This is a genomic window from Pannonibacter sp. I15F10I1, from assembly GCF_900185665.1.
In the GTDB taxonomy this organism is placed as follows: domain Bacteria; phylum Pseudomonadota; class Alphaproteobacteria; order Rhizobiales; family Stappiaceae; genus Pannonibacter; species Pannonibacter indicus.
Genome location: NZ_FYAN01000014.1, coordinates 121,321 through 140,702, shown reverse-complemented (window position 1 = coordinate 140,702; position 19,382 = coordinate 121,321). Strand labels below are relative to the sequence as shown.

The 19,382-nt window shown below is 66.1% G+C and carries 24 protein-coding genes; 6 read left to right on the top strand and 18 right to left on the bottom strand.

The genetic code is table 11. The annotated features are described in order from the left end of the window. Positions 1–3 precede the first annotated feature (3 nt). Positions 4–717 (bottom strand): gluconate 2-dehydrogenase subunit 3 family protein, encoded by a 714-nt coding sequence (locus IF10I1_RS10365; protein WP_050472989.1) that lies wholly within the window; start codon positions 715–717, stop codon positions 4–6. 90 nt (positions 718–807) lie between these two features. On the opposite strand from IF10I1_RS10365, the gene IF10I1_RS10360 reads away from it, so the two are divergent. Further along, a complete protein-coding gene (locus tag IF10I1_RS10360) occupies positions 808–1,476 on the top strand; it encodes an exopolysaccharide biosynthesis protein (RefSeq protein WP_208977260.1) in 669 nt (222 codons plus the stop codon). Positions 1,477–1,750: 274 nt separating this feature from the next. Here the strand turns inward: IF10I1_RS10360 and IF10I1_RS10355 are convergent, their stop codons facing one another. Continuing rightward, positions 1,751–2,047: a PRC-barrel domain-containing protein gene (locus tag IF10I1_RS10355; protein WP_050472990.1), complete on the bottom strand. Its 297-nt coding sequence runs from the start codon at positions 2,045–2,047 to the stop codon at positions 1,751–1,753. 323 nt (positions 2,048–2,370) lie between these two features. Here IF10I1_RS10355 and IF10I1_RS10350 point away from each other — a divergent pair, with 323 nt between their 5' ends. After that, positions 2,371–2,886 carry an MgtC/SapB family protein gene (locus IF10I1_RS10350; protein ID WP_050472991.1) on the top strand — a complete coding sequence of 172 codons (516 nt, stop codon included), beginning with the start codon at positions 2,371–2,373 and terminating at the stop codon, positions 2,884–2,886. Positions 2,887–2,913: 27 nt separating this feature from the next. Then, positions 2,914–3,114: a DUF3008 family protein gene (locus IF10I1_RS10345; RefSeq protein ID WP_050472992.1), complete on the top strand. Its 201-nt coding sequence runs from the start codon at positions 2,914–2,916 to the stop codon at positions 3,112–3,114. Here IF10I1_RS10345 and IF10I1_RS10340 read toward each other — a convergent pair. Genes IF10I1_RS10340 through IF10I1_RS10330 form a run of 3 tightly spaced genes read right to left on the bottom strand, consistent with a single transcriptional unit; the run spans position 3,111 to position 6,615 of the window. Next, positions 3,111–3,428, bottom strand: a complete 318-nt coding sequence (locus tag IF10I1_RS10340; RefSeq protein ID WP_050472993.1) for a hypothetical protein — start codon at positions 3,426–3,428, stop codon at positions 3,111–3,113. The two genes, IF10I1_RS10345 and IF10I1_RS10340, sit on opposite strands and share 4 nt — an antisense overlap. Beyond that, the gene (ctaD, locus tag IF10I1_RS10335; RefSeq protein ID WP_050472994.1) at positions 3,425–5,890 is read right to left on the bottom strand and encodes a cytochrome c oxidase subunit I; all 2,466 of its coding nucleotides are present in this window, start codon (positions 5,888–5,890) and stop codon (positions 3,425–3,427) included. The genes IF10I1_RS10340 and ctaD overlap by 4 nt, the downstream gene beginning before the upstream one ends. Then, positions 5,887–6,615, bottom strand: coding sequence for a cytochrome c oxidase subunit II (locus IF10I1_RS10330; RefSeq protein ID WP_186392691.1), 729 nt, complete (start codon positions 6,613–6,615; stop codon positions 5,887–5,889). The genes ctaD and IF10I1_RS10330 overlap by 4 nt, the downstream gene beginning before the upstream one ends. A 48-nt stretch (positions 6,616–6,663) precedes the next feature. On the opposite strand from IF10I1_RS10330, the gene IF10I1_RS10325 reads away from it, so the two are divergent. Beyond that, positions 6,664–7,200, top strand: coding sequence for a DUF2231 domain-containing protein (locus IF10I1_RS10325; protein WP_186392690.1), 537 nt, complete (start codon positions 6,664–6,666; stop codon positions 7,198–7,200). Here the strand turns inward: IF10I1_RS10325 and IF10I1_RS10320 are convergent. From IF10I1_RS10320 to IF10I1_RS10305, 4 genes are all read right to left on the bottom strand, one after another. Further along, positions 7,167–7,646: a CopD family protein gene (locus IF10I1_RS10320; protein ID WP_186392689.1), complete on the bottom strand. Its 480-nt coding sequence runs from the start codon at positions 7,644–7,646 to the stop codon at positions 7,167–7,169. The two genes, IF10I1_RS10325 and IF10I1_RS10320, sit on opposite strands and share 34 nt — an antisense overlap. Further along, on the bottom strand, positions 7,643–8,377 hold the full coding sequence (locus tag IF10I1_RS10315; RefSeq protein WP_186392688.1) for a cytochrome c oxidase assembly protein: 735 nt from the start codon (positions 8,375–8,377) through the stop codon (positions 7,643–7,645). The genes IF10I1_RS10320 and IF10I1_RS10315 overlap by 4 nt, the downstream gene beginning before the upstream one ends. A gap of 92 nt (positions 8,378–8,469) precedes the next feature. Then, entirely contained in the window at positions 8,470–9,003 is a 534-nt protein-coding gene (locus tag IF10I1_RS10310) for a hypothetical protein (protein WP_186392687.1), read from the bottom strand. A gap of 358 nt (positions 9,004–9,361) precedes the next feature. Further along, complete coding sequence (locus IF10I1_RS10305) at positions 9,362–10,330, bottom strand: alpha/beta fold hydrolase (protein WP_244284692.1); 969 nt, start codon at positions 10,328–10,330, stop codon at positions 9,362–9,364. Positions 10,331–10,493: 163 nt separating this feature from the next. On the opposite strand from IF10I1_RS10305, the gene IF10I1_RS10300 reads away from it, so the two are divergent. Continuing rightward, the gene (locus IF10I1_RS10300; protein WP_186392686.1) at positions 10,494–10,988 is read left to right on the top strand and encodes a cupin domain-containing protein; all 495 of its coding nucleotides are present in this window, start codon (positions 10,494–10,496) and stop codon (positions 10,986–10,988) included. A gap of 47 nt (positions 10,989–11,035) precedes the next feature. Here IF10I1_RS10300 and IF10I1_RS10295 read toward each other — a convergent pair whose 3' ends face one another. Further along, positions 11,036–11,956, bottom strand: coding sequence for a LysR substrate-binding domain-containing protein (locus tag IF10I1_RS10295; protein ID WP_186392685.1), 921 nt, complete (start codon positions 11,954–11,956; stop codon positions 11,036–11,038). A 111-nt stretch (positions 11,957–12,067) separates the two neighbouring features. Here IF10I1_RS10295 and IF10I1_RS10290 point away from each other — a divergent pair, with 111 nt between their 5' ends. Further along, positions 12,068–13,450, top strand: coding sequence for a PLP-dependent aminotransferase family protein (locus IF10I1_RS10290; RefSeq protein WP_186392684.1), 1,383 nt, complete (start codon positions 12,068–12,070; stop codon positions 13,448–13,450). Between the two features lie 9 nt (positions 13,451–13,459). Here IF10I1_RS10290 and IF10I1_RS10285 read toward each other — a convergent pair whose 3' ends face one another. The 8 genes from IF10I1_RS10285 to IF10I1_RS10250 form a co-directional block, all read right to left on the bottom strand. After that, positions 13,460–14,017: an alpha/beta hydrolase gene (locus IF10I1_RS10285; RefSeq protein WP_186392683.1), complete on the bottom strand. Its 558-nt coding sequence runs from the start codon at positions 14,015–14,017 to the stop codon at positions 13,460–13,462. Between the two features lie 94 nt (positions 14,018–14,111). After that, complete coding sequence (locus IF10I1_RS10280; RefSeq protein ID WP_122520814.1) at positions 14,112–14,522, bottom strand: hypothetical protein; 411 nt, start codon at positions 14,520–14,522, stop codon at positions 14,112–14,114. A gap of 15 nt (positions 14,523–14,537) precedes the next feature. Continuing rightward, positions 14,538–15,701, bottom strand: a complete 1,164-nt coding sequence (locus IF10I1_RS10275; RefSeq protein WP_186392682.1) for an NnrS family protein — start codon at positions 15,699–15,701, stop codon at positions 14,538–14,540. Between the two features lie 376 nt (positions 15,702–16,077). Then, a complete protein-coding gene (locus tag IF10I1_RS10270) occupies positions 16,078–16,509 on the bottom strand; it encodes a pseudoazurin (protein WP_186392681.1) in 432 nt (143 codons plus the stop codon). Between the two features lie 79 nt (positions 16,510–16,588). After that, positions 16,589–17,722, bottom strand: a complete 1,134-nt coding sequence (locus IF10I1_RS10265; RefSeq protein WP_244284691.1) for a hypothetical protein — start codon at positions 17,720–17,722, stop codon at positions 16,589–16,591. Further along, entirely contained in the window at positions 17,689–18,057 is a 369-nt protein-coding gene (locus IF10I1_RS10260; protein WP_186392680.1) for a metal-sulfur cluster assembly factor, read from the bottom strand. Before IF10I1_RS10260 ends, IF10I1_RS10265 begins: the two co-directional genes overlap by 34 nt. Positions 18,058–18,160: 103 nt before the next feature. Further along, positions 18,161–18,553, bottom strand: a complete 393-nt coding sequence (locus tag IF10I1_RS10255) for a hypothetical protein (RefSeq protein WP_186392679.1) — start codon at positions 18,551–18,553, stop codon at positions 18,161–18,163. Further along, positions 18,538–19,371, bottom strand: coding sequence for an SUMF1/EgtB/PvdO family nonheme iron enzyme (locus IF10I1_RS10250; RefSeq protein ID WP_186392678.1), 834 nt, complete (start codon positions 19,369–19,371; stop codon positions 18,538–18,540). The genes IF10I1_RS10255 and IF10I1_RS10250 overlap by 16 nt, the downstream gene beginning before the upstream one ends. Positions 19,372–19,382 lie beyond the last annotated feature (11 nt).

Genomic DNA, 19,382 nt, shown 5'->3' with positions numbered 1-19,382 from the left:
CACTCAGGCCCTTTCGCCGGAGATGGAAACCGGCCCCAGCGGATAGGGGACGTTGTGCTGCTCCACCCATTCGCGGTAATGGGCGCGGGCACCGGGAAAACCGATATGCACCCATGCCGCCATCTGGTGATTGCCGCCGTGGATCGGGTCGGACAGATATCCTTCCTTGGTGTTGGCGAGCAGCAGGTCAAAGAAGTCCCGCAACTCCGGCGGCAAGGGCACGGTGCCCTCTTCCAGTGCGGTCAGGGCCTCATCCTGGGCTGAGGCGGGCAGGGCAGTGAAGGCCGCGCCGAAGCTGGTCTCGCACCATGCGTCAAACAGGGGGATGGCCTGCCGGTAGACATCAGCGGGAGCCAGTGGTGACTGCCAGCCGAATTCCGGTTCGGCATCGGGCTGGTGCGGTCCTGCCATGTACCAGTCGGCCGCCGATCCGAAATCACCGGACAGTTCCCGGTCGATGAAGACCGGCACCCGCGCCTCCAGCGCTCCCGGGCCATCGCCTTCGGAGGGGATCAGCCGTGCCACGGCCGCCAGCACGAAGGCCCATTCCGCATCGGTGAAAAACGCCCTTGGATAGTCTTCCAGCGGCGGCAGCGGCTCCTGCGCCAGGGCGGTGGCGGGCCAAAATCCGGCTGCGGCAAGGCTGCCGGCGGACAATTGCAGGAACTGCCTGCGGCCGGTGCGGAAGGAAGCGGGGTGATGCGGCGGGGTGGTCATGTCGTCTCCCTGGCTTGGAACTGGCTGGAAGCGGCATCAGGGATGCTCTTGCTGCATGTTCTGGGGTCCAGGAACCGGCAGGCCGCCGAAATGTTCCAGTCCCGCGTGGAACAGTCCGGCCCCAGCCGGGTTTCCTGTCTGCAACAGATGAAGAGGACGGCGCTGGAGATGCAGGACAACAACCTTGTGCTGGGGGCGGTGCTGGACCACCTGGAGGAGGCAGGCAAGGCGGAAGCGGTCAGTATCGGCACGATGGTGGAAGCTATCGGCGCCCGTTCCTTCGCAACGCTGATGCTGGTCTTTGCCCTGATCTCCGTGTCTCCGGCCAGCATCCTGCCGGGGGTGACGACCCTTGTTGCCCTGCTTGAGTTCATTCTGGCCGCGCAGATGATCCTCGGGCGCCGGCACATCTGGCTTCCCGGCATTCTGGAACGGCGGGAGATCGCAGGGGCGCGGCTGCGTGTGGCGGTCTCCTGGCTGCGAAAGCCGGTTGCCTTCGTTGATCACATCCTGCAGCCGCGTTTCAGCACATTGACGGAAAAGCCCTGCCTCTATGTCTGGCTGATGATGATCATGGCGCTGACCCTCTTCATGCCCTTCATGGAGCTGGTGCCCGGCAGCGGCACGGTCGCCTCCGGCTTCATTGCCCTGGTCGCGGCCGCAATCCTCACCCGCGACGGGCTCTTGCTGCTGCTGGCCAGCCTGTGCCTTGCCGGACTGGGCTTGATGGTCCACTGGGTCGGCGAAACCATGCTCTGACAGGTCCGGCCGCATCATCGTCATGCAGCAATTGAAAAAAGGGCGGGAACATCAGGCCGCCGGACAGGTTGCCACATCCGAGGTCCCTGCCTCAGGGCCGGATCTCACGCCTACCCAGTCTCTCACTGGAACTTCAGGCGCCCGCTCCGGTGGGCGCCGCTTTTTTTGTGCGGGGTCCGGAAAATGCGAAAAGGCGGCCCGGAAGGTCCGCGCCGCCTGCAAATTTCACGTGCCATTCTGCCCTGAAACGGCTCAGGCGCCGCACCGGCTGGTGTCAGTGCTTGTGCTCGGGCAGGTCTTTCAGCTGATCCTTGGTCCAGCTGGTGACGCCGTGCACGTTGCCTTTCTCATCCCGCATCAGGTTGAGCTGATCTGCACGCACCAGCACCGGCTTGGCGCCGATGCCGAGGAAACCGCCGACATCGACGACGACCTCGGTCAGGTCACCGGTCCGGTGCACATGGGAAATGGTGCCGACCTTGCGGTCAGCTGTGTCGTAAATCGGGGCGTCGGCCAGAACAGCTTCATTCAGGTCCTGCCGGGGCAGCGGGGTGTGCTTGCTGTGATCCATGAGTTTCTCCTTTGGTGTTGTTCGTGTTTTTCCCGCAAAGGGGAAGGGGGCGAAAATGCCGCTGCGCTGGGAGGGGCAGAAGCGGGGCTGCCTGTGTCAGCGGCCAAAAGGGGAAGCTCGGAAGACCACCAGATTCTTCGCTTCACCAGGGCAGGCTGTCAGGCGCAGCGGCATTTTCGTGCCGTCAACCTCTGCCGTTGCCGTTTGTTCCTGAGTTTCCCGAAGGGCCTGCCGGCAGGCATGCAAGGCTGACCAAGGGGGCATGTTCTGGAACACAGAGGCCGGCTGCAGGGTTGATCCGGCGTCTGGCCGGGAGAAAGTTCATGATCGACAGCACAGTGGCGCTGATTGCCGGGGAGTTCCGCGATCCCTTCGTTGCCGTCCGCTTCGAGGTGGCCCTGCTGCGGCTGGTCTTTGCGGCGGTGCTGGGCGCGGCGATCGGTTTTGAGCGGGAGATCCACTCCAGTGCTGCGGGGCTGCGCACCCACATGATTGTGTCCATGGCGGCCTGCCTCTTCACGATCATCGCCGCCGAGATCATGGCCAACGAGTTCAAGGGTGCAACGCATCTGCAGACAGATCCCTTGCGTCTGATCGAGGCGGTGACGGCCGGTGTCGCCTTCCTCGCGGCGGGCTCGATCATCACCTCCGGCGGCCGGATCACCGGTCTGACCACCGGAGCGGGGATGTGGATGGCAGGCGCCATCGGCCTTGCCTGCGGCAGCGGCCTTCTGCCGCTTGCCATTCTGGCGGCGGTGCTGGCCATCGCCGTGCTCTGGCTGCTCAGGCGTATGTCGCGGCGTATCGGCCACAAGGGCGGGCCGGATGAGGACACATGAAACCCCAACCACTGAAAGGAGAGACCCATGCCTGCAAGATCACAAGCACAGCAGAAGGCGGCAGGTGCCGCCCTGTCCGCCAAGCGCGGCGAAACGGACCGCAAGGACCTGTTCGGCGCCTCGCGGGAGATGTTCGACAGCATGACGGAAGCGGAGCTGGAGGAGCTTGCCTCCACGCCGCGCAAGGATCTTCCGGAGAAGCTGGAAGACGATCACAAACGGGACTAGCTGCCCGCATCGCAGGTGGTCAGCCCCACGACCGGGAACAGCGTCAGGGTGACGGAGACAAAACCGATCCAGGCGCCGGCCCTGACCAGCGTTTCTTCCCTGCTGTCCCCGTCGGGGGACAGCAGGAGGATGGTCCCGGCCCCGGCCAGAGCCACGAGCCACAGGGCAAACAGCGTGAAACGCTGCAGGTCGGCAATGGGAGCCGGCTGGGCGGGCCATCCCCAGGCGCAGCCAAGGCCGTGCGCCGCATAGATGAGCGAAAAGGCGGCGGCCCAGAACAGGGGGCCAAGCAGGGTACGTAAAGGCCATTTCACTGGAGTGCCTCCTGTAGTGTGACAAGCAGAACCAGAATGAGGGTGGTGGCGAGCGTGTAGTCCTGCCAGATGCGCCAGACCGGCCAGGCCGATTCCCGCCCCTCTCCGATCCGCCCGTCCCGTTGTTGCACCACGCAGACAAGGGCGAGGAGCGCTGCGATCACGCAATGCAGCGCCACATAGCCGAGACCTGCCGCCCGCAGCGCATCGCGCGCATGCCGGGTGGGGTCATCCAGCAGGGGCACAAGCGCTGCGATGACACCGAGAGCTGCCAGCATCGGAAAGAGAGAGAGTTTTGCCCCTTGCGCCTGTGGAATGCGCGCAAGGCCGCAGGCTCCTGCCAGCGCCAGGCACAGAATGGCCGTCAGCACGCCCGCAGGCAGGGTGGCAATGCCGCTGTCCGGGGCGGGCCAGTTCGGGGCAATCACCGAGAGAAAGCCGATGGCGAAGAGGAAACAGGCGTAAAGCGTGCCGTTGGCGATCAGAAGACAGGTCAATCCGGTGCGGGCAAGCCCGTCCGGCACCGCATGATTGACCGGCAGGCTGAGCCCCGGTGCCACGTTCAGCGGTCCCTCGTCATGCGTGCTCCCCATGAAGCGCTGCCAGCTCCAGGCGGTGGCAGCGACGGCCATCAGCGCTGCTGCCGCCAGCCAGTAAAGCCCGGCAAGCATCAGCAGCACGAAGACGCCGATGGCGGCGGCCGTCACAATCGGCAGGACCGAATTGCCCGGAAGGACCGCCACATGCCGTGGCGTGCCGCTGATCACATCCACCACCAGGGTTTCCCGCCGGTGGCGGGGCGCTCCGGGCAGCAGGCCTTCACCGCGTGCAATCTCCACGGCGCTTTGGTCCGGCAGAGGCAGGGAGGCGATGTTGTAGGCCGGGGCCGGGGTTGCCATGCCCCATTCCAGCGTCCCCGCCTGCCAGGGATCACGCCTTGCCTTGGGGCCGAACAGCATCTGCAGCAGAAGATCGAGCACGAACAGCGCAAAGCCTGCCGCCATGACGAAGGAGAAGAACGAACTGACGAGATTGGGCCACAGCCATTCCGGATTGTCCGGATAGACATCGATCCGGCGCGGCATGCCCAGCAGGCCGGTCAGATGCATGATGAAGAAGGTGCCGTGGAAGCCGATGAGGATCAGCCAGAAGGCCATTGTGCCAAGGCCGCGAATGGCCTGCCTGCCGCTGAACAGCGGCATCCAGTAGACCGCGGCAGCCATCATCGGGAAGACGAAGCCGCCGATCAGCACATAGTGCAGATGCGCCGTGACGAAGGCCGTGTCATGGGCCTGCCAGTTGAAAGGCACGATGGCGAGCATCACCCCGGTCAGCCCGCCCATGACGAAGGTCGAGAAGAAACCCATCAGATGCAGCATCGGCAGGTGCATCTGCGGGCGGCCCTTCCACATGGTGCCGATCCAGGCAAAGATCTGCACGGCCGTGGGCACGGCGACCAGCGCCGAGGCGGCCGAGAAGAAGGCCAGCGCCATATGCGGGATGCCGGTGGTGAACATGTGGTGCACCCACAGGCCGAAGGACAGGAACACCAGCCCGAGCACCGCCGCAACGATGGCGCTGTAGCCCATGATCTGCGTGCGGCACATCACCGGCAGGATGGTGGAGATGGCGCCGGCCGCCGGCAGGAAGATGATGTAGACCTCCGGATGGCCGAACAGCCAGAACAGATGCTGCCACAGCAGCGGATCACCGCCGCGCGTGACGTCGAAGAAGGGCCAGCCGAAGGCTCTTTCGATTTCCAGAAGCACCGAGGCAAGGATCAGGGGTGGGAAGCCGACAAGCATCATGGCCGTGGTGCCGAGCATGTACCAGGCGAAGAGGGGCATCTGCGTCAGTTTCATGCCCGGCGCGCGCATCCGCAGAATGGTGACGGTGATCTCGATGGCGGCCGCAAGCGCCGAGATTTCCACGAAGGTGACGCCCAGCAGCCAGACATCGGCATTGATGCCGGGGCTGTAGGTCTTGGACGACAGAGGGGTGTACATGAACCAGCCGCCATCCGGTGCAACACCGGCGACGAGCGCGGCAAGAATGATCAGGCCGCCGAAGAGATAGCACCACCAGCCAAGGGCGGAGAGGCGGGGGAAGGCCAGATCCCGCGATCCCAGCATCTTCGGCAGCAGATACATCCCCAGCCCTTCCAGCATCGGAATGGCAAAGAGGAACATCATCAGGCTGCCGTGCATCGTGAAGATCTGATTGTAATGCGCGGTGTCCAGAAAGGCGCCCTCCGGCGTGGCCAGCTGGGCCCGGATCAGCATGGCCAGGCATCCGGCTATGGCAAAGAACACGAATGCCGTGATCATGAACCGCAGCCCGAGATCGCTGTGGTTCACCGTCATGATCCAGCCCCGGAACCCTTCGGGACGGCCCCAGATCCGGTCAAGGTCACGGTGCAGCCGCAGGGCATTCTGCGGCGGGTTGGGGTTTGGCCCGCTCATTCTGCGCCTCTCCCGTCTGTGCTGGTGAAATCTGGTGGCGAGGCCGGGTCATAGGCGAGCACCTCGAACACCATCCCGGCATAGCCGGTGCCCGAGAACTCCGCCGAGCGGCCTTGGTAAAGGCCCGGTCTGAAGGCTTCGATGCGCAACAGGGTGTCGCGGCCCGGCAGGGCATCCATCTTGCCTGCAAGCTGCGGAACCCAGAAGGAATGGATCACGTCCTGCGAGCGGATGACCACATCCACCGGCTGCCCGGCCGGAATGTGCAGGCGTCCCTCCGTCTCGACCATGGTGCCGTCCGGGCCGGGCTGGCGGAAGCGCCATGCCCATTGCCGGGCAGTGGCCTCGACGCGCATTGCCTCCGTGCCGGGACGGGGCAGGTGCCGCTCGCCGGTCCAGATTCCGGCACCAACCACAGCAAACAGCACGGTGAAGCTGAAACCAAGGCCCATGCCCTTGATCCAGAAGGCTTCTCCGAGGGCTTCTCTTGGGGCTTCTCCGGGGGCTTCTCCGGGGGCTTCTCCGGGGGCTTTGCCGGGGGCTTTGCCGGGGGCTTTGCCGGGCGTGCGGACGAAGGCGCGCCAGACGAGCGCCAGCACAAGACAGGTGATCAGCGCCGCCCCTGCCAGCATTGCCCACCACAGGGTGGCGATGTCTGCGGCGGCCGGTCCTTGCGGGGAGAGCGTGGACAGAGGTCCCTCGCAGGCGGCAAGGGCGGGAACCATAAGCGCCGCTGCCAGTTGCCTGAAAGACAGCCTTAAGGAGGAAAAGACATGCCCCGGACCAGAGCGTTCCGCCGCCGTCTCCATGACCCGATCCACGAGCACCGCAGTTTTCACCGCACGGACTCGAAGATTGCCATCGCCGGCCACCCGATCCACGCCATGCTGGTGACCTTTCCCATTGCCATGTGCGTCAGCACGCTTGGAGCCGACGCGCTCTACTGGTGGACCGGAGACCTGTTCTGGCCGCGCGTTGCCTTCTGGGCGTCCGGCACCGGCTTCCTCATGGGGATACTGGCCGGCATTGCAGGCACCGCCGAGCTGCTGCTGGTGCCCGGCATCCGCATCCGGGCGGCCAGCTGGACCCATTTCATCCTGGCCGTGATGCTGCTTTCGATACTCGGCGCAAACTGGGGCATTCGCTTTGGCGATCCGGTCCAGGCGGTGCTGCCCTGGGGCTTCCTGACCTCCCTGCTGGCGACGGGCATGACCGGAATGACCGGCTGGCACGGCGGCAAGCTGGTCTTCGATTACGGGCTGGGGACGCAGAATGATCATGATGCCCCCTTGCGCGGTGACAGCAACTGATCGGGGATGAGGGCGGTGAAGACCCCGCCCAGATCCGGCTTGACCAGCGCCAAAGCGACGATGGCCGCGATCAGCGGCAGAACCATCAGCAGGGCCGCAAGGGGGGCGGCCTGCCAGTGGCTGCGCCGCTCTTCGCCGGACCGCTGGATCAGATGACCGATCCAGGCATGCACCAGCACCATGGCCGCAACGAATGACAGCTTCAGCAGCAGCCAGGGCTCGAACATCCTTGCCGCAAAGATCAGGCCGGTGCCGGCGATGATGGTGATGAGAGCCGCAGGTGTGGCAAAGCCGATGTAGCCGATGTGGGTGATCAGGCGGAACCTTGCATATTGGCGCTGGTTGTCTGCACTGCCATGCGCCCGCATCAGCAAGGGCAGCGCAAGAAGGGCTGCGCTCCACGAGGCCAAACCCGCAATATGCAGGAATTTCAGCGCAGCGATCATGCTGCGAGCCCCTGCGCCCAGGCCCGCCGGGCCATGACGGCGGCGGCCAGGGCCAGCGGCAGCAGTCCGGGCACCCACATGATCAGGCCCGCTGCCTGCTGGTCAGCCAGTGGTTCCAGTCCCCACATCAGGGTGACGGGCAGATGCTCCAGGTAGAGCGGCTCTGCCGCGAAGGTGAGCACGGCGCCGGTCAGCCCCATGATGCCCGCGAGCGCCCCGGTCATCAGGGCATTGGACAGGAGCGCTCCGGCATCCTGTTCCCGCCAGTCGAACACGCCCGACCAGAAGGCTGCCGCCGGGATCAAAAGAGCCGCCTGCATCAGCCAGTATACTGCAGGACTGTCCCATGCCGCCGTATAGACCACCGGCACATGCCACAGCACCAGCGCTGCCCCGGTCATCCCGAGGGCTGCGGGCACGGCTATGCCGCGCAGTGGCAGGGCAAGGCCCAGAAGAGGTGCCGCGACGCTGACCAGAAGCAGGTGATGCAGCGCCCGCGCGCTGAACAGGGCGCTGGTCAGGGCGCAGAGCGGTGAGACGAAGGCGAGAACGAGAACACTCCAGGCCAGCAGAAAGGCGGGCCGGTTTACCGCCGCCTTGCCTCCCGCAACCAGCGCCGCAAGGAGGGCGGCGATCAGCACCGGATCAAGGTTCCAGCTGCTCAGAAACGTTGCCGGAGACGGTGCTTCGCCGCAGTAGGGGATTGAGGGGCCGGTTGCTGCTGTGTCCATGTCTCTCCTCATGGGGCTGTGCCGGGCGTTTCGGGATGTCTCCGGGGCTGGGATTTGCGGCGGGTGTTACTGACGGGTGTCTCTGTCGGGAGTCACTGGCGGCTGGCGCTGCTTGCCGGGCGGGATCCGGCGCCTGCCAGCACCCGTTCCACCTGTTCACGGTGCTCCTCCGCAAAGCGGACGCTGACCGCAGCGCCGCCGTGCAGGATGGCTTCGCGGAAAGCCCCTTCCTCCTTGGCCGGAATGCCGAGATCCGTGAGTGCTCCGATGGCGCAGCCCGCGAGGGCCCCGCCCGCCACGCCTGCCAGTGCCGGAGCCAGAAGCCCGGCAGCCGCAACGGGCCCGGCTCCCGGGACGGCTGCTGCACCGAGGCCTGCAAGCAGTCCGGCCCCGCCTCCAACCACCGCGCCGGCGGCTGTGCCTTTCGCCGCGCCGGGGGCAGGTTCGGGAACCTGCGTGCGTTCCCCGGTCACAGGGTCCTGTTCCACCCGCATGTCGCGGTAGTCCGGCAGGTCATCCTTGCCGATGATGGATGCTTTCACAGAGGAAAGGCCCAGAGCGTCCAGCTGCCAGGCTGCCCTGGCGGCCGCTGCCTGATCTTCAAAAAGACGTGTAGCCACCGGCATGGTGTTCTCCTTCTCCGGTGTTCCGGCCCGTTGCTCATGCCCGCCCGGCGCAGGCGCGCGCCGTCGAACGGAAGGGCTGCAGCAGACACTGAACCGGCCGGGTTCTGACCCGTTTCAGATGGACAAAGGAAAGCTGCGCGTGTGGCGGAACCGGCCGGACCGCTCTGGATCGCTTTGGCTGGTTCCGCCGCTGCGGGCTTTCATTTCTGAATTGCCAACTGTTTCAGCTGCTTTTTGTTCCCGTTGCCAGCTTCCGGGCTGCGGGAGGGCTCAAGCCTTGCCTGTTACATGCTGGACTAGACACCTGGAGCCGGACGAGTGTTGAGGAACTTGTGGGCCAGCGTCTGTAAGGAAGTGATCAGCCGTTGGTCCTGCCGTCTGCAACAATCTCTCCCTCCTGTAGCCACCTGAGGGCAATGGGCCAGAGGGTGGGGCGGAAGCGGGTGTGGAAGAAGTTGAAGTGGCCGATGGGTTCGCCGCCGCTGTGCTGCGGGCCCAGGCGCAGATGCTGCCGGGGGCTGGCGCTGTAGCAGGCGAGCAGCCGCTCCAGTGCCTGTGGCGTGCCGAAGGGGTCGTCATCAAGGCCGATGGCGAGCAGCGGCGCGGTGATCCTTGCAAGACGGCGGGTCAGGATCTCGCCCTCCCGCTCGCCGCCAATGAACATGTCCTGCCGCAGGTGCTCGGCAAGCTGTGGCCCCATGCGGCTCCAGTCACGCACCACCCCTGCGGGCGTATCCTCCAGCCAGTCAAGGCGTTTGCCCGGAAAATAGCCGAAGAGCCGCGTCACCAGCGGCATGAACACGTGCCATTTCAGATACATGCGGCGGCGCTGCTGGGGGTCGTAATCGCGCCAGTAGGCATGCTGTGCGCCAACGGTCAGCAAACGTGCGGCGTTGCGGGCGGAGGGGGCAAGGCCGATGGCCAGCCCGCCGATGGAATGACCGATGAGATGCAGAGGCTGGCCCGGCCATTGCTGTTCCACCAGCCGCAGCCCTGCTTCCACGTCCAGATCGCCCCAGTCGGCCCAGTCCGCCTGAAAGCCGCGCAAGTTCGCGGGCCGGGAAAAGCCGATGCCGCGATAGTCGAGCGTCAGCACCTCGAAGCCATGCTCATGCAGATAGCCGGCAAAGCGCCCATAGTAGCTGCAGCGTACGGAGGTGGCAGGGGCGATGACGGCAACGGGACGGCGCGGATCCGGGGCCGGATGGCGCCAGACAAGCCCGCCGAGCGGCACCCCATCGGGGGCACGCAGGCGAATACGTGCACCCTCTTTGGCGGCAGGTGCCGGGCGTGTGATCTCCTGATGCTGCGCTTGGCAATTGTGCAAGGCCGGGTCTCCGGTTTGAAATTGCGTTCAACCGCAAGTCTCCGCCTGAAGCTTCTGCCTGTCGATTGACCATAGCTGCGGGAGGACTGAAGAGCATTCACTTGCGTTGGGCTGCATTGCGGGTTCCTCTGCATGGCGAGGAAACCTGACAGGACACTGCAACATGAAACCGGTTGTGACACTTGCCACCCTGCCGATGGAAACACAGGCCCATGGGGAGAGCTTTGAGGCGCGCAAGGCGGCGGTGGCCGCGCCGCTGGGCGCCACGCGGCTCGGCGCGCGCTATGTCGAGATCCCGCCCGGCAAGAAGGGCTGGCCCTATCACTGCCATCTGGCCAATGACGAGATGTTTGTCATCCTCTCCGGCAGCGGCATCTTGCGCTACGGCGAAGAGGAATTTCCGTTGGCGGCGGGGGATGTAGCCGTCTGCCCTGCCGGCGGGACAGAGACCGCGCATCAGCTGATTGCGGGGCCGGATGAAGCGCTGCGCTATCTGGCCGTGAGCAGCATGCATGATCCGGACATTGTCGAATATCCCGACAGCGGCAAGATGGCGGTCTATGCCGGGGCCGCGCCGGGCGGCGATGTCAGGGCGCGCCGTCTTGCGCTCACCTTCCAGCGCCCTGCCGCCGCCGGATATTGGGACGGCGAGGACTGAGCATGCTTGCCAGGTTGCCGGCGTGTCCATCCCGCCGGGACCGGGCTTCAGCCGGCGCGGCGCAGATCGCCGGTTTCCGCCAGCAGCCATGTCCTGAGGTTGCGGATGCGCCGGTCGCGCTCCAGTGCAGGCGGATAGCACAGGTAATAGCCGGCCTCTGCCGCCACCCGGTGGGCGAAGATCAGGGACAGCCGCCCGGCGGCAATGTCCTCAGCCGCCAGTTCCGGCCCGGCAAAGGTGATGCCCGTGCCATCCAGCGCCGCCTTGAGGCTGAGGCTGGTGGAATCGACGGTGATGATGGCCGCCGGCTGGACCGGGCCGCCGGGCAGGGAAGCATTCCAGCGGGCAAAGCCCTCATGCCGGTGGCCGGAGATGAAGAGCGTGCTGCGGCCGACAAGCGCGCGGGCATCCTCTCCGGCTGTTGCCCGGCCCAGCAGGGTCAGGGTTTCGTCGAAGAGGTGCTCGCTCACCGTGCCGGTCCAGTGCCCCTTGCCATGGCGCACGGCGGCATCGGCGCTGCCTGCGGCCAGATCGGCCACCTCCTGCGTGGTCTGCAGTTCCAGTTCAAACCCCGGCCGGGCCGCCGGATAGGCGGCAAGGCGGGGCAGCAGCCAGTGGGCGGCAAAGCCGGGCGGCAGCGACAGGCGCAAGGGGCCGAGCTTGCGCCCGGTCTGCAAACTGCCGACGCTCTCCGAGATCTGTCGGAAGCCTGCGGAAAGCCCCGGGGTCAGCGTCCGCCCGGCCTGCGTCAGCTCCAGCCTTGCGCCCGTCCGGCGCAGCAGTTCCACGCCCAGGCTGTCTTCCAGCAGGCGGATCTGGTGGCTGACGGCGGAGGGCGTGACGCCGATTTCTGCAGCGGCACCCTTGACCGAAAGATGCCGCGCCGCCGCCTCGAAAGCCCTCAGGGCGTTGAGCGGAACGGGAAGGCGCACGGGGCCGCCGTGCAAGGCCTTGTTATCCTGCTGCATGGCTCTGATCCTGTCTCCGGTTCTGTTTGCTGTCCCGGAAGGAGGATCGTAGAGTTCGTGACACTCGTGGTAAAATGCAAAAGCGTCACGTGACGCAATTGGAGAGTGCCGATGCGCCTCAAGTCGCCCTGGAAGCCGCGCCTTTCCGGTGAAGCGCAACTGCCCTGCGACAGGCTGGCGGCGGCGCTGGCGGAAGACATCCTCGATGGAAAGCTGGCCGCAGGCGAGCGCTTGCCGCCGCACCGGGATCTTGCCTGGCAGCTGGGCATCGGGCTTGGCTCCGTGACCAAGGCCTATGGCATTCTGGAGCGGCGCGGCCTTGTGCATGCGCTCAAGGGCAGCGGCACTTTCGTGGCGGACACCGGCGGGCGCAAGGGGGCGGTGATCGACCTGTCGCAGAATGCTCCGCCCGCCGTCATGAGCGAACGCCTGCTCTCCCGCACGCTGACCGCTCTGGCCCGGCAGACTGAGCCGGCCCTGTTCAATTCCTATCCGCCGGTGCCGGGGCATGTGCGCTTCCGCACCGGCCTTGCCCGCTGGTTCGGGCGGCTGGGCACGGAGACCGGTCCCGGCCGCCTGCTGCTGACTGGTGGCGCGCAGCATGCGCTCACCGTGTGCCTGTCGATGCTGTCCGGTCCGGGCTCCCTGCTGCTGGTGGAGGCGCAGACCTATCCCTGTCTGCTGACACTCGCCCGGTACTCCGGAGTGCGGCTGGCGGCCGTTGCCATGGATCATGAGGGCATGATGCCGGAAGCGCTGGACCGGGCCTTGCAGGCGGCGGGGCCGGATGTGCGGGCCTCGGTCTATTTGATGCCGACCATGCAGAACCCGGTGGCCACCTGCATGAGCCGCGCCCGGCGCGAGGATATCCTGGCAGTCTGCCGCCGCCACGGGGCGCTGATCATCGAGGATGATGTCTATGCGCTGGGTGCCGATCCCGCATTGCCGTCGCTCACCAGCCTTGATCCGGAGCGGGTGTTCTACATCAACAGCCTGTCGAAGACGCTCAATCCTTCGCTGCGCATTGGCGGGCTGGTGGTGCCTGCCGCCTGGCAGGAGCGGGCGGAAGCCTGCCTCTACGCTCACGGGCTGATGATTTCGCCGCTGAGCTGTCTGGTGATGGAGCACTGGATCATGGATGGCACGGCTCAGACCATTTGCGATGCCATCGGCGAAGAGGCGGCGCGCCGCCGGGCGCTGGCGGCCAGCATTCTGGGCGATGCGCTGCCGCCGCATCCGAACCTTGGCTATCACGTGTGGCTGCCGATGGCAGATCAGGAGGCGCAGGCGCTGGCGGCGGCTGCCCGGGCGCTCGGCATTCTCGTCACCGATCCGCTGGCAACCGCCGCCGCTCCGGAGAACGGGGCGGCAGGCGTGCGGCTGTGCATCGGCGCCCCGGCGCAGGCGGAGCTCGAAAGCGCGCTCAAGGCCATTGCCGGGCTTCTCGCCAATCTGCGCGGAGCCATTGCCGGGCCGCTGGCCTTTCAGGCATGAGATCCGGCTCTAGTCCGGCAGCCCCGCACAAAAGGCCTCCAGCAGCATCCGCCCCTGCGGCCAGTCTTCAAGGCCGCTGGCACCATTGATATGCCCGAGGGCGCCAGCCTCGATCAGGCCTGTGCCCCATTCCCGCGCACGGCGCCGGGCATGGTCCGGTGTGCCATAGGGATCATTGGCGCTTGCGATGATCAGCGCCGGAAAGGGCAGGGGCAGGGCTGGCGGGTTGGCAAAGCTTGCCGCTTCCCTTGCCGGGAAAGCAGGCCCGTCCGGATCCGGCACGGCCACGAGAAAGGCGCCGCGCACCCTGCTTCCCAGCATGTGAGCGGCATGGGCCACCAGCAGGCAGGCAAGGCTGTGGGCAACAAGCACCGGCCGGGCTGGCGCCTGCGAGACGGCCGCATCCAGAGCCATTGTCCAGTCCTCCAGCTCTGGCGCGTCCCAGCTTGAGGGCCGGAAGCGGCGGAAGGATGTGTCCGAAGCCTCCCAATGGCTTTGCCAATGGGCTTCGCCGGAGCCGCCGATGCCGGGAAGGATGAGTTTGGGAAGAGTGTTCAGGGTTGCCATTGCGCAGTGCTCTCCGCATGAGACCGGAACACGGAGCATAAGCCTGTGCTTCACGCCGCAAAGTGACGGGTTCTCAGCTGGTGGCCTGCATTTCTCACGTTTCGCTGTACCAGAACCGGGGCAGCAGGGCGCAGAAGATAAGGGCAGTGAATTGGACGAGCCCCTGCGCTTCCGTAAACCGGCCGAAATGGCGGGCGAGCGGAACACCGCACAGCCCGGCCGCAATGGCAGCGTCCAGAAGCAGAAACAGAAGCAGCATGCCCGCCCCGGCTGCTATGGGATGCCGCCGGATCGCCCGGTCCTGCCAGCCGCTGGCGAGCATTGCAAGGCAGAGAGCCAGAAAGACCGCCGCCTCCAGCAAGGCGCCGGGCAGCGGACCCGCATGGGCGTCAAGCCAGAGGGTGCGGGTGAGGCCGGTGGCGATGTAAGCGGCGGACAGCGGCAGGCCATAGGCAAGAGCGGCCTGCAGGCCATCCCCGGTCCTGTTCGGCGCCAGCCGGTCCATCGGGCAATTCTCCCTTCATCCCGCCTTGGCCGGGGGCAGCAGCAGGCGGCGGGCATAACCGGCGGCAAAGGCGAGATAGGCCCCGGCCCAGGCGAGAGCCGCCGTGTCCAGCAGCGCGCGTGCCGCGTCTCCGGCGTGCGGCGAGGCGACACGGGCGATCGTGCCGAGGATGACCAGCGCAAAGATGGCCAGATCCAGCCTGTCTGCCGTCAGCGGATGGCCCGAGTGGCCCCGGCTGGCGCGGGTCATGACGGCCAGCGTCATGATGCCGATGGCGCCCGCCGTCCACAGATGCACAGATGCCGTTGCATCGCCAATCTGCGGCAGCAGCGCGGCGCAAGGCACCGCCAGAAAGCCGAGGGCAAGAATGAGGTGGCCGATATGGAGGATCAGCAGCAGCGGCTCACGCCTTGCCGCAAACCCGCACCAGCGTGTCAGCCGCCAGATCTGCCCCGCTCCCGCCAGCAGCATGAGGACGGCCGTTGCCAGAGCGTCGGGCAGCACGGTCCAGAGCGCAAGCGCGGCGCCACTCAGCACCATGATGGCGGCGTCTGCCTTGTTGAAAATGACCGGCAGTTTCGTCGCCTTGCGGGCGTTGAGCCAGTTGCGGGTAAAGGCGGGGATGATGCGCCCGCCGATCATGAGAATGAGCAGGATCACCAGCGATAGGCTCGCCCTGAGCGAGACATCTGCCACGCCGGTCTGTGCTGCTTCCAGATGAAAGCCGAGGTCCGCCAGGGCCAGCAGGCCGATCACGGCGACGATCTTCAGATTGCGTAAATTGCGGGCGGCGATCACCTCCCGCGCCATCACGGCAGCGAGGGCGAGGGGGAAGAGCACATCCAGCACGGCCACCGGAAGGGGCCCAAGACCGGCGCCGCATGTGACGGCCACCCGCCCCGCCAGCCACAGCAGTACCAGCGCCAGCAGCAGCGCGCCCGAAACCGGTGGACGGCCGGTCCAGTTGGCCACCGCCGTCAAGCCGAAGCCTGCGATGATGGCCATCACGCCGCCGAAGATCAGCGTGTGCACATGCCAGTCCCTTGGCACGAACAAGGTGGGCAGGGAGAAGAGGCCCGAATAGACCGGCACCCACATCAGCACGGAAGCTGCCATGGCAAGGGCACCAAGAAAGAAGAACGGCCTGAAGCCGCCGGAAAGCCAGTGCGGACTGGTCATGTGATGATCTCCCTGGTGGTGCCTTGCGGGATTTTGAATGCGTCTCAGCAACTGCGTTCTGTGGGGACAGCCGGTCAGGCACTCATTTTTCTGCCTGCTTGGGCCGAGGCTGGTGATTTCCCCTCCTCTCAAGGCGGCAATGTTTACAACGGACAGCCAGTTAGGCTCCAACTCCTCTCCCCCCTTGAGGGGGAGATGCCCCCGGCAGGGGGCAGAGGGGGGGTATGCAGCCTGTCCGGTTGTAAGAGAGGGCCTGCCGTATTGAGGCGCTGCTACCCCCTCTGTCTGCTGACGCAGACATCTCCCCCTCAAGGGGGGAGAGGAGCGCTGAAAAGCCGTGCGGTGGCGGCCAGATTGCCGCCTCGTCCCAATGCGATCAAAGCCCGCCGAGCAGGGCTTCGAACTTCTTGCCGGCCTTGCCGGGTGTCTTGACGGTCTTGGCGGTTTCCAGATTGACCGGGGCGCCGACGATGACGGCGGCGACCATGCCCATGCCCAGATGCGGCTTGCACTTGATGCCGTAGACGCCTTCCTCAGTGAAGGTGACGGTGACATCCTTGCCCATCTTGCCGACGAAGGGTTCGGCGCCGTCCGGCAGCATGCCGGGGATGGTTTCAGCGTTGTGGCCGGCATCCGTCGCCTTGAAAGTGACGGTGTCGCCGGGAGCGATGGTGATCAGTTCCGGCTCGAAGACCATGGCGCCGGCCTCGCCTTTGTTCAGCATCTTGACTTCATGATCGGCTGCTGCGGCCATGCCGGTGAGGCTGACGACCATAGCCGTGGCGAGGATGAGGGACTTCATGGACATGATATTCTCCAAAGTTGAATTTTAAATTCATGTATGTGGAAGAAATAGCCTCCGGCACGGCGGGCGACGTTGAGCCAGGTCAAACTGGATGACGGTTGTTGTGCGCTGCACAGGCTTTGTGCGGGCGGTGCCGGCTGGAGAGGATAAGTGCCGCTGCGTAGAGGCCGAGAGCGCCCATGGTGAGCCAGCCGGATGCATTGCGCAGGCCGTCCTGTTCCAGCAGATTGCCCGCCACCCGCAGCGCCGTTGCGCCTTGCAGAAGCGCAAGCGGCAGGTAGAGCGCGGCCGAATAGCGGATGCGCAGCCCTGCGACGGCGGGCAGGATGATGGGGGCATGGGCAAAGACCATGGACAGCACGAAGCCGAGACCGATGGCATGCAGCGCAATGTCATGCCCCGCCGCGGACGTTCCCGGCGGCAGCATCAAGAGTGCCGCTGCGGCCACAAGCAGCCAGCCGTAGCCACACAGAAGGGCGGCGGCGGAATAGCGGGCAAGGCCTTCGCCCCTTATGGTGATCAGCGCCACGTCATTGACCGTCAGCCACAGGGCAAGCCCGGCGAGGGCCGTGCCCGTCAGCCAGGGCGTTCCGGCAAAGGGCTCGCCTGTCAGCAGCCCGAGGCAGAAGACGGCAACCAGCAGGACCAGCAATCCGGCTTGCAGAGGCCCGCGCTGGCGCAGGCGCGACAGTTCGATCCGTTCGGCCGTGATGGTGAGGATGAGGAAGCCCAGCCAGATATAGGCGGCAAGGGCCGGGTCACCGGTGATAAGCCACACGCCCGTGCCGATGGGCCATAGCACTGCAGCCACCAGCAAGACGGCGCTGAACAGGGTGCGCAGCGCCAGCGCCGCCTGCGCGCTCAGCACAGCAAGGCCTGCCCCGGCAGCGACGAAGGCGAGGGCGGCTGACTGCGGCTCGAACCAGATCAGGACGGCCCCGAACCCAGACACAGCGGGAACGGCGAGGGCTGCAGCCGAGCCCTGCGCCACCGCCCGCTCCAGCGCAATCAGGGTGCCGAAGAAGCCGCAGAGCATGAAGACCGAATGCCGGTCCGAAACTGAAAGGGCAAGATCGAAAAGCCCCAGCCGCGCCAGTCCGGCGCCAAGGCCGGTGACAAGGCTCGCCAGCGCCAGCACGGCGGTGAGAAGGCGGATTGCTTGCACCATGGAGTGGAGCATGGTCAGCTCCACAGCCTTGCCCGCAACTGCTGCCACAGGCCGGCCCCGGTATCAGAGGCGGGCACAGGGTTTTCGCCGCCGAAGCGCTGGCGCACATGCGGCGCTGCAAGGTCCGGCGTCCAGCGGAAGGCGCGGTCGAGCGTGACTTCCACTTCCGTCTGCGGCGCGGCAATCTCCTCCACTGCGATGGCTGCGGTTTCGGCGATCAGCCCGCCCAGCGGACAGGTGGGCGTCGTCATGCCGAGGGTGATGCGGATGCGGCCGGGCGTGCAGGAAATCTCCCGGACAAGCCCGAGATCCACAATGCTGACGCCCAGTTCCGGATCATCGACGGTGGTGAGGGCTGCGAGGATGGAGGCTTCGCCGGTCATGGGACAATTGCTCCTGTGGGGCTCCTGCGGATGGATGTTGCAGGAAGTGTGTGGCAGTTGCTGCTCCGCCTCTTTGTGCAGGCACAAGCTTTGACGCAGCTTGTCAGCCGTCCTGCCGTGGAGCGCCCGGCTGCATTGCGGCCAGAAGCTCAAGGCTTGCCACCCCTTGCGCGGCGGCAGCGGCAATCTGGCGGAAGGCATCGGCGAGAACGGCAAGGTCGGCGGCATCCAGTTCGGCGGCACCGGGGGATTCAAGATCCTGCAGATAGGGCAGGAAACCGGCCAGCTGGCGCGTGCGCTCCCTTGCGCTTTCCAGCAGGCGGCGGCGGGTGCGGCGGATTTCGAATTCGGTGAAGACGGCGACCGTCCGCTCCACCTCCTCCTGACAGGCACAAGGCAGGCCCATGTCCTGCAGAACATGCGCAAGCCGCTGCAGCAGGGCGGTGTCTGCTGCAGCGGCCAGGGGCATCGAGTCCGGCTCTAGAAGCCCAGCCATTGCCGCACTCCTGTTTCCTCGCGCACCAGCCGGATGCCGAGATTGGCGGGCGGCACGCCCACCGAACAGGCCCCGGCCTTGGGGTCGCGGAAGAAGGTTGTCATCAGCGCCCGGTGGCGCCCTTCGGCGACGCGGATGCCGCAGTTCTCCGTTTCCCGCACCTCTCCGCCGGGCAGCACATGGTGGCGGCGGTAGCAGGTGGATGTCCATTCCCAGACATTGCCGGCAAGATCCAATAGGCCATGCTCATTGGTGCCGAAGTGTCCGGCCGGCATGGGTTTGGGGTCGATCTCCTCCTGCAGTTTCGATTCAATATCGTAGACCGCAATCCAGCGCCGCGACGGGTTGACCGGGTCGCTGATCTCCGTATAGGCATCGTCCTTGAAGCGCGATCCGGCGGCGAGCGCCCATTCCCGGTCGGTCGGCAGGCGCCACGTCTCTCCGGTCTTGGCCGACAGCCAGGCGGCATAGGCTTCCGCATCGATGAAATTGACGCCGGTGACCGGCAGATCCGGCGTGCCCTGTGTGCCGAGCGCAAGGCAGGCTCCGTCGGCCACGCAGGCATCATAGGCGCCGCGCGTCACCTGCGCCCGCATGATGGTGAGCGGGGCTTCCAGCGTCAGCGGCACACGCGGGCCGTTGACCGGCGTGCCCCGGTCCAGAAACTCGCCGGGCTCCCGGTAGGCGAGGGCGGCCTGTTCCAGCCTGACTGTCTCCGGTGCGGGATGCGGGGCCTTTGGTGCGGCAGCAAAGCCCTGCAGCAGAGTGAGGAGGGCAAGGCCTGCAACGGCGGCGCTGGTGTATCTGATCAAGGCCATGGATGACCTCC

Excerpts from the sequence above, each read along its gene's own strand:
- IF10I1_RS10365 (WP_050472989.1), bottom strand. The coding sequence starts at position 717 with ATGACCACCCCGCCGCATCACCCCGCTTCCTTCCGCACCGGCCGCAGG.
- IF10I1_RS10360 (WP_208977260.1), top strand. The coding sequence starts at position 808 with ATGTTCCAGTCCCGCGTGGAACAGTCCGGCCCCAGCCGGGTTTCCTGT.
- IF10I1_RS10355 (WP_050472990.1), bottom strand. The coding sequence starts at position 2,047 with ATGGATCACAGCAAGCACACCCCGCTGCCCCGGCAGGACCTGAATGAA.
- IF10I1_RS10350 (WP_050472991.1), top strand. The coding sequence starts at position 2,371 with ATGATCGACAGCACAGTGGCGCTGATTGCCGGGGAGTTCCGCGATCCC.
- IF10I1_RS10345 (WP_050472992.1), top strand. The coding sequence starts at position 2,914 with ATGCCTGCAAGATCACAAGCACAGCAGAAGGCGGCAGGTGCCGCCCTG.
- ctaD (WP_050472994.1), bottom strand. The coding sequence starts at position 5,890 with ATGAGCGGGCCAAACCCCAACCCGCCGCAGAATGCCCTGCGGCTGCAC.
- IF10I1_RS10330 (WP_186392691.1), bottom strand. The coding sequence starts at position 6,615 with ATGGTTCCCGCCCTTGCCGCCTGCGAGGGACCTCTGTCCACGCTCTCC.
- IF10I1_RS10325 (WP_186392690.1), top strand. The coding sequence starts at position 6,664 with ATGCCCCGGACCAGAGCGTTCCGCCGCCGTCTCCATGACCCGATCCAC.
- IF10I1_RS10320 (WP_186392689.1), bottom strand. The coding sequence starts at position 7,646 with ATGATCGCTGCGCTGAAATTCCTGCATATTGCGGGTTTGGCCTCGTGG.
- IF10I1_RS10315 (WP_186392688.1), bottom strand. The coding sequence starts at position 8,377 with ATGGACACAGCAGCAACCGGCCCCTCAATCCCCTACTGCGGCGAAGCA.
- IF10I1_RS10310 (WP_186392687.1), bottom strand. The coding sequence starts at position 9,003 with ATGCCGGTGGCTACACGTCTTTTTGAAGATCAGGCAGCGGCCGCCAGG.
- IF10I1_RS10300 (WP_186392686.1), top strand. The coding sequence starts at position 10,494 with ATGAAACCGGTTGTGACACTTGCCACCCTGCCGATGGAAACACAGGCC.
- IF10I1_RS10295 (WP_186392685.1), bottom strand. The coding sequence starts at position 11,956 with ATGCAGCAGGATAACAAGGCCTTGCACGGCGGCCCCGTGCGCCTTCCC.
- IF10I1_RS10290 (WP_186392684.1), top strand. The coding sequence starts at position 12,068 with ATGCGCCTCAAGTCGCCCTGGAAGCCGCGCCTTTCCGGTGAAGCGCAA.
- IF10I1_RS10285 (WP_186392683.1), bottom strand. The coding sequence starts at position 14,017 with ATGGCAACCCTGAACACTCTTCCCAAACTCATCCTTCCCGGCATCGGC.
- IF10I1_RS10280 (WP_122520814.1), bottom strand. The coding sequence starts at position 14,522 with ATGGACCGGCTGGCGCCGAACAGGACCGGGGATGGCCTGCAGGCCGCT.
- IF10I1_RS10275 (WP_186392682.1), bottom strand. The coding sequence starts at position 15,701 with ATGACCAGTCCGCACTGGCTTTCCGGCGGCTTCAGGCCGTTCTTCTTT.
- IF10I1_RS10270 (WP_186392681.1), bottom strand. The coding sequence starts at position 16,509 with ATGTCCATGAAGTCCCTCATCCTCGCCACGGCTATGGTCGTCAGCCTC.
- IF10I1_RS10260 (WP_186392680.1), bottom strand. The coding sequence starts at position 18,057 with ATGACCGGCGAAGCCTCCATCCTCGCAGCCCTCACCACCGTCGATGAT.
- IF10I1_RS10255 (WP_186392679.1), bottom strand. The coding sequence starts at position 18,553 with ATGGCTGGGCTTCTAGAGCCGGACTCGATGCCCCTGGCCGCTGCAGCA.
- IF10I1_RS10250 (WP_186392678.1), bottom strand. The coding sequence starts at position 19,371 with ATGGCCTTGATCAGATACACCAGCGCCGCCGTTGCAGGCCTTGCCCTC.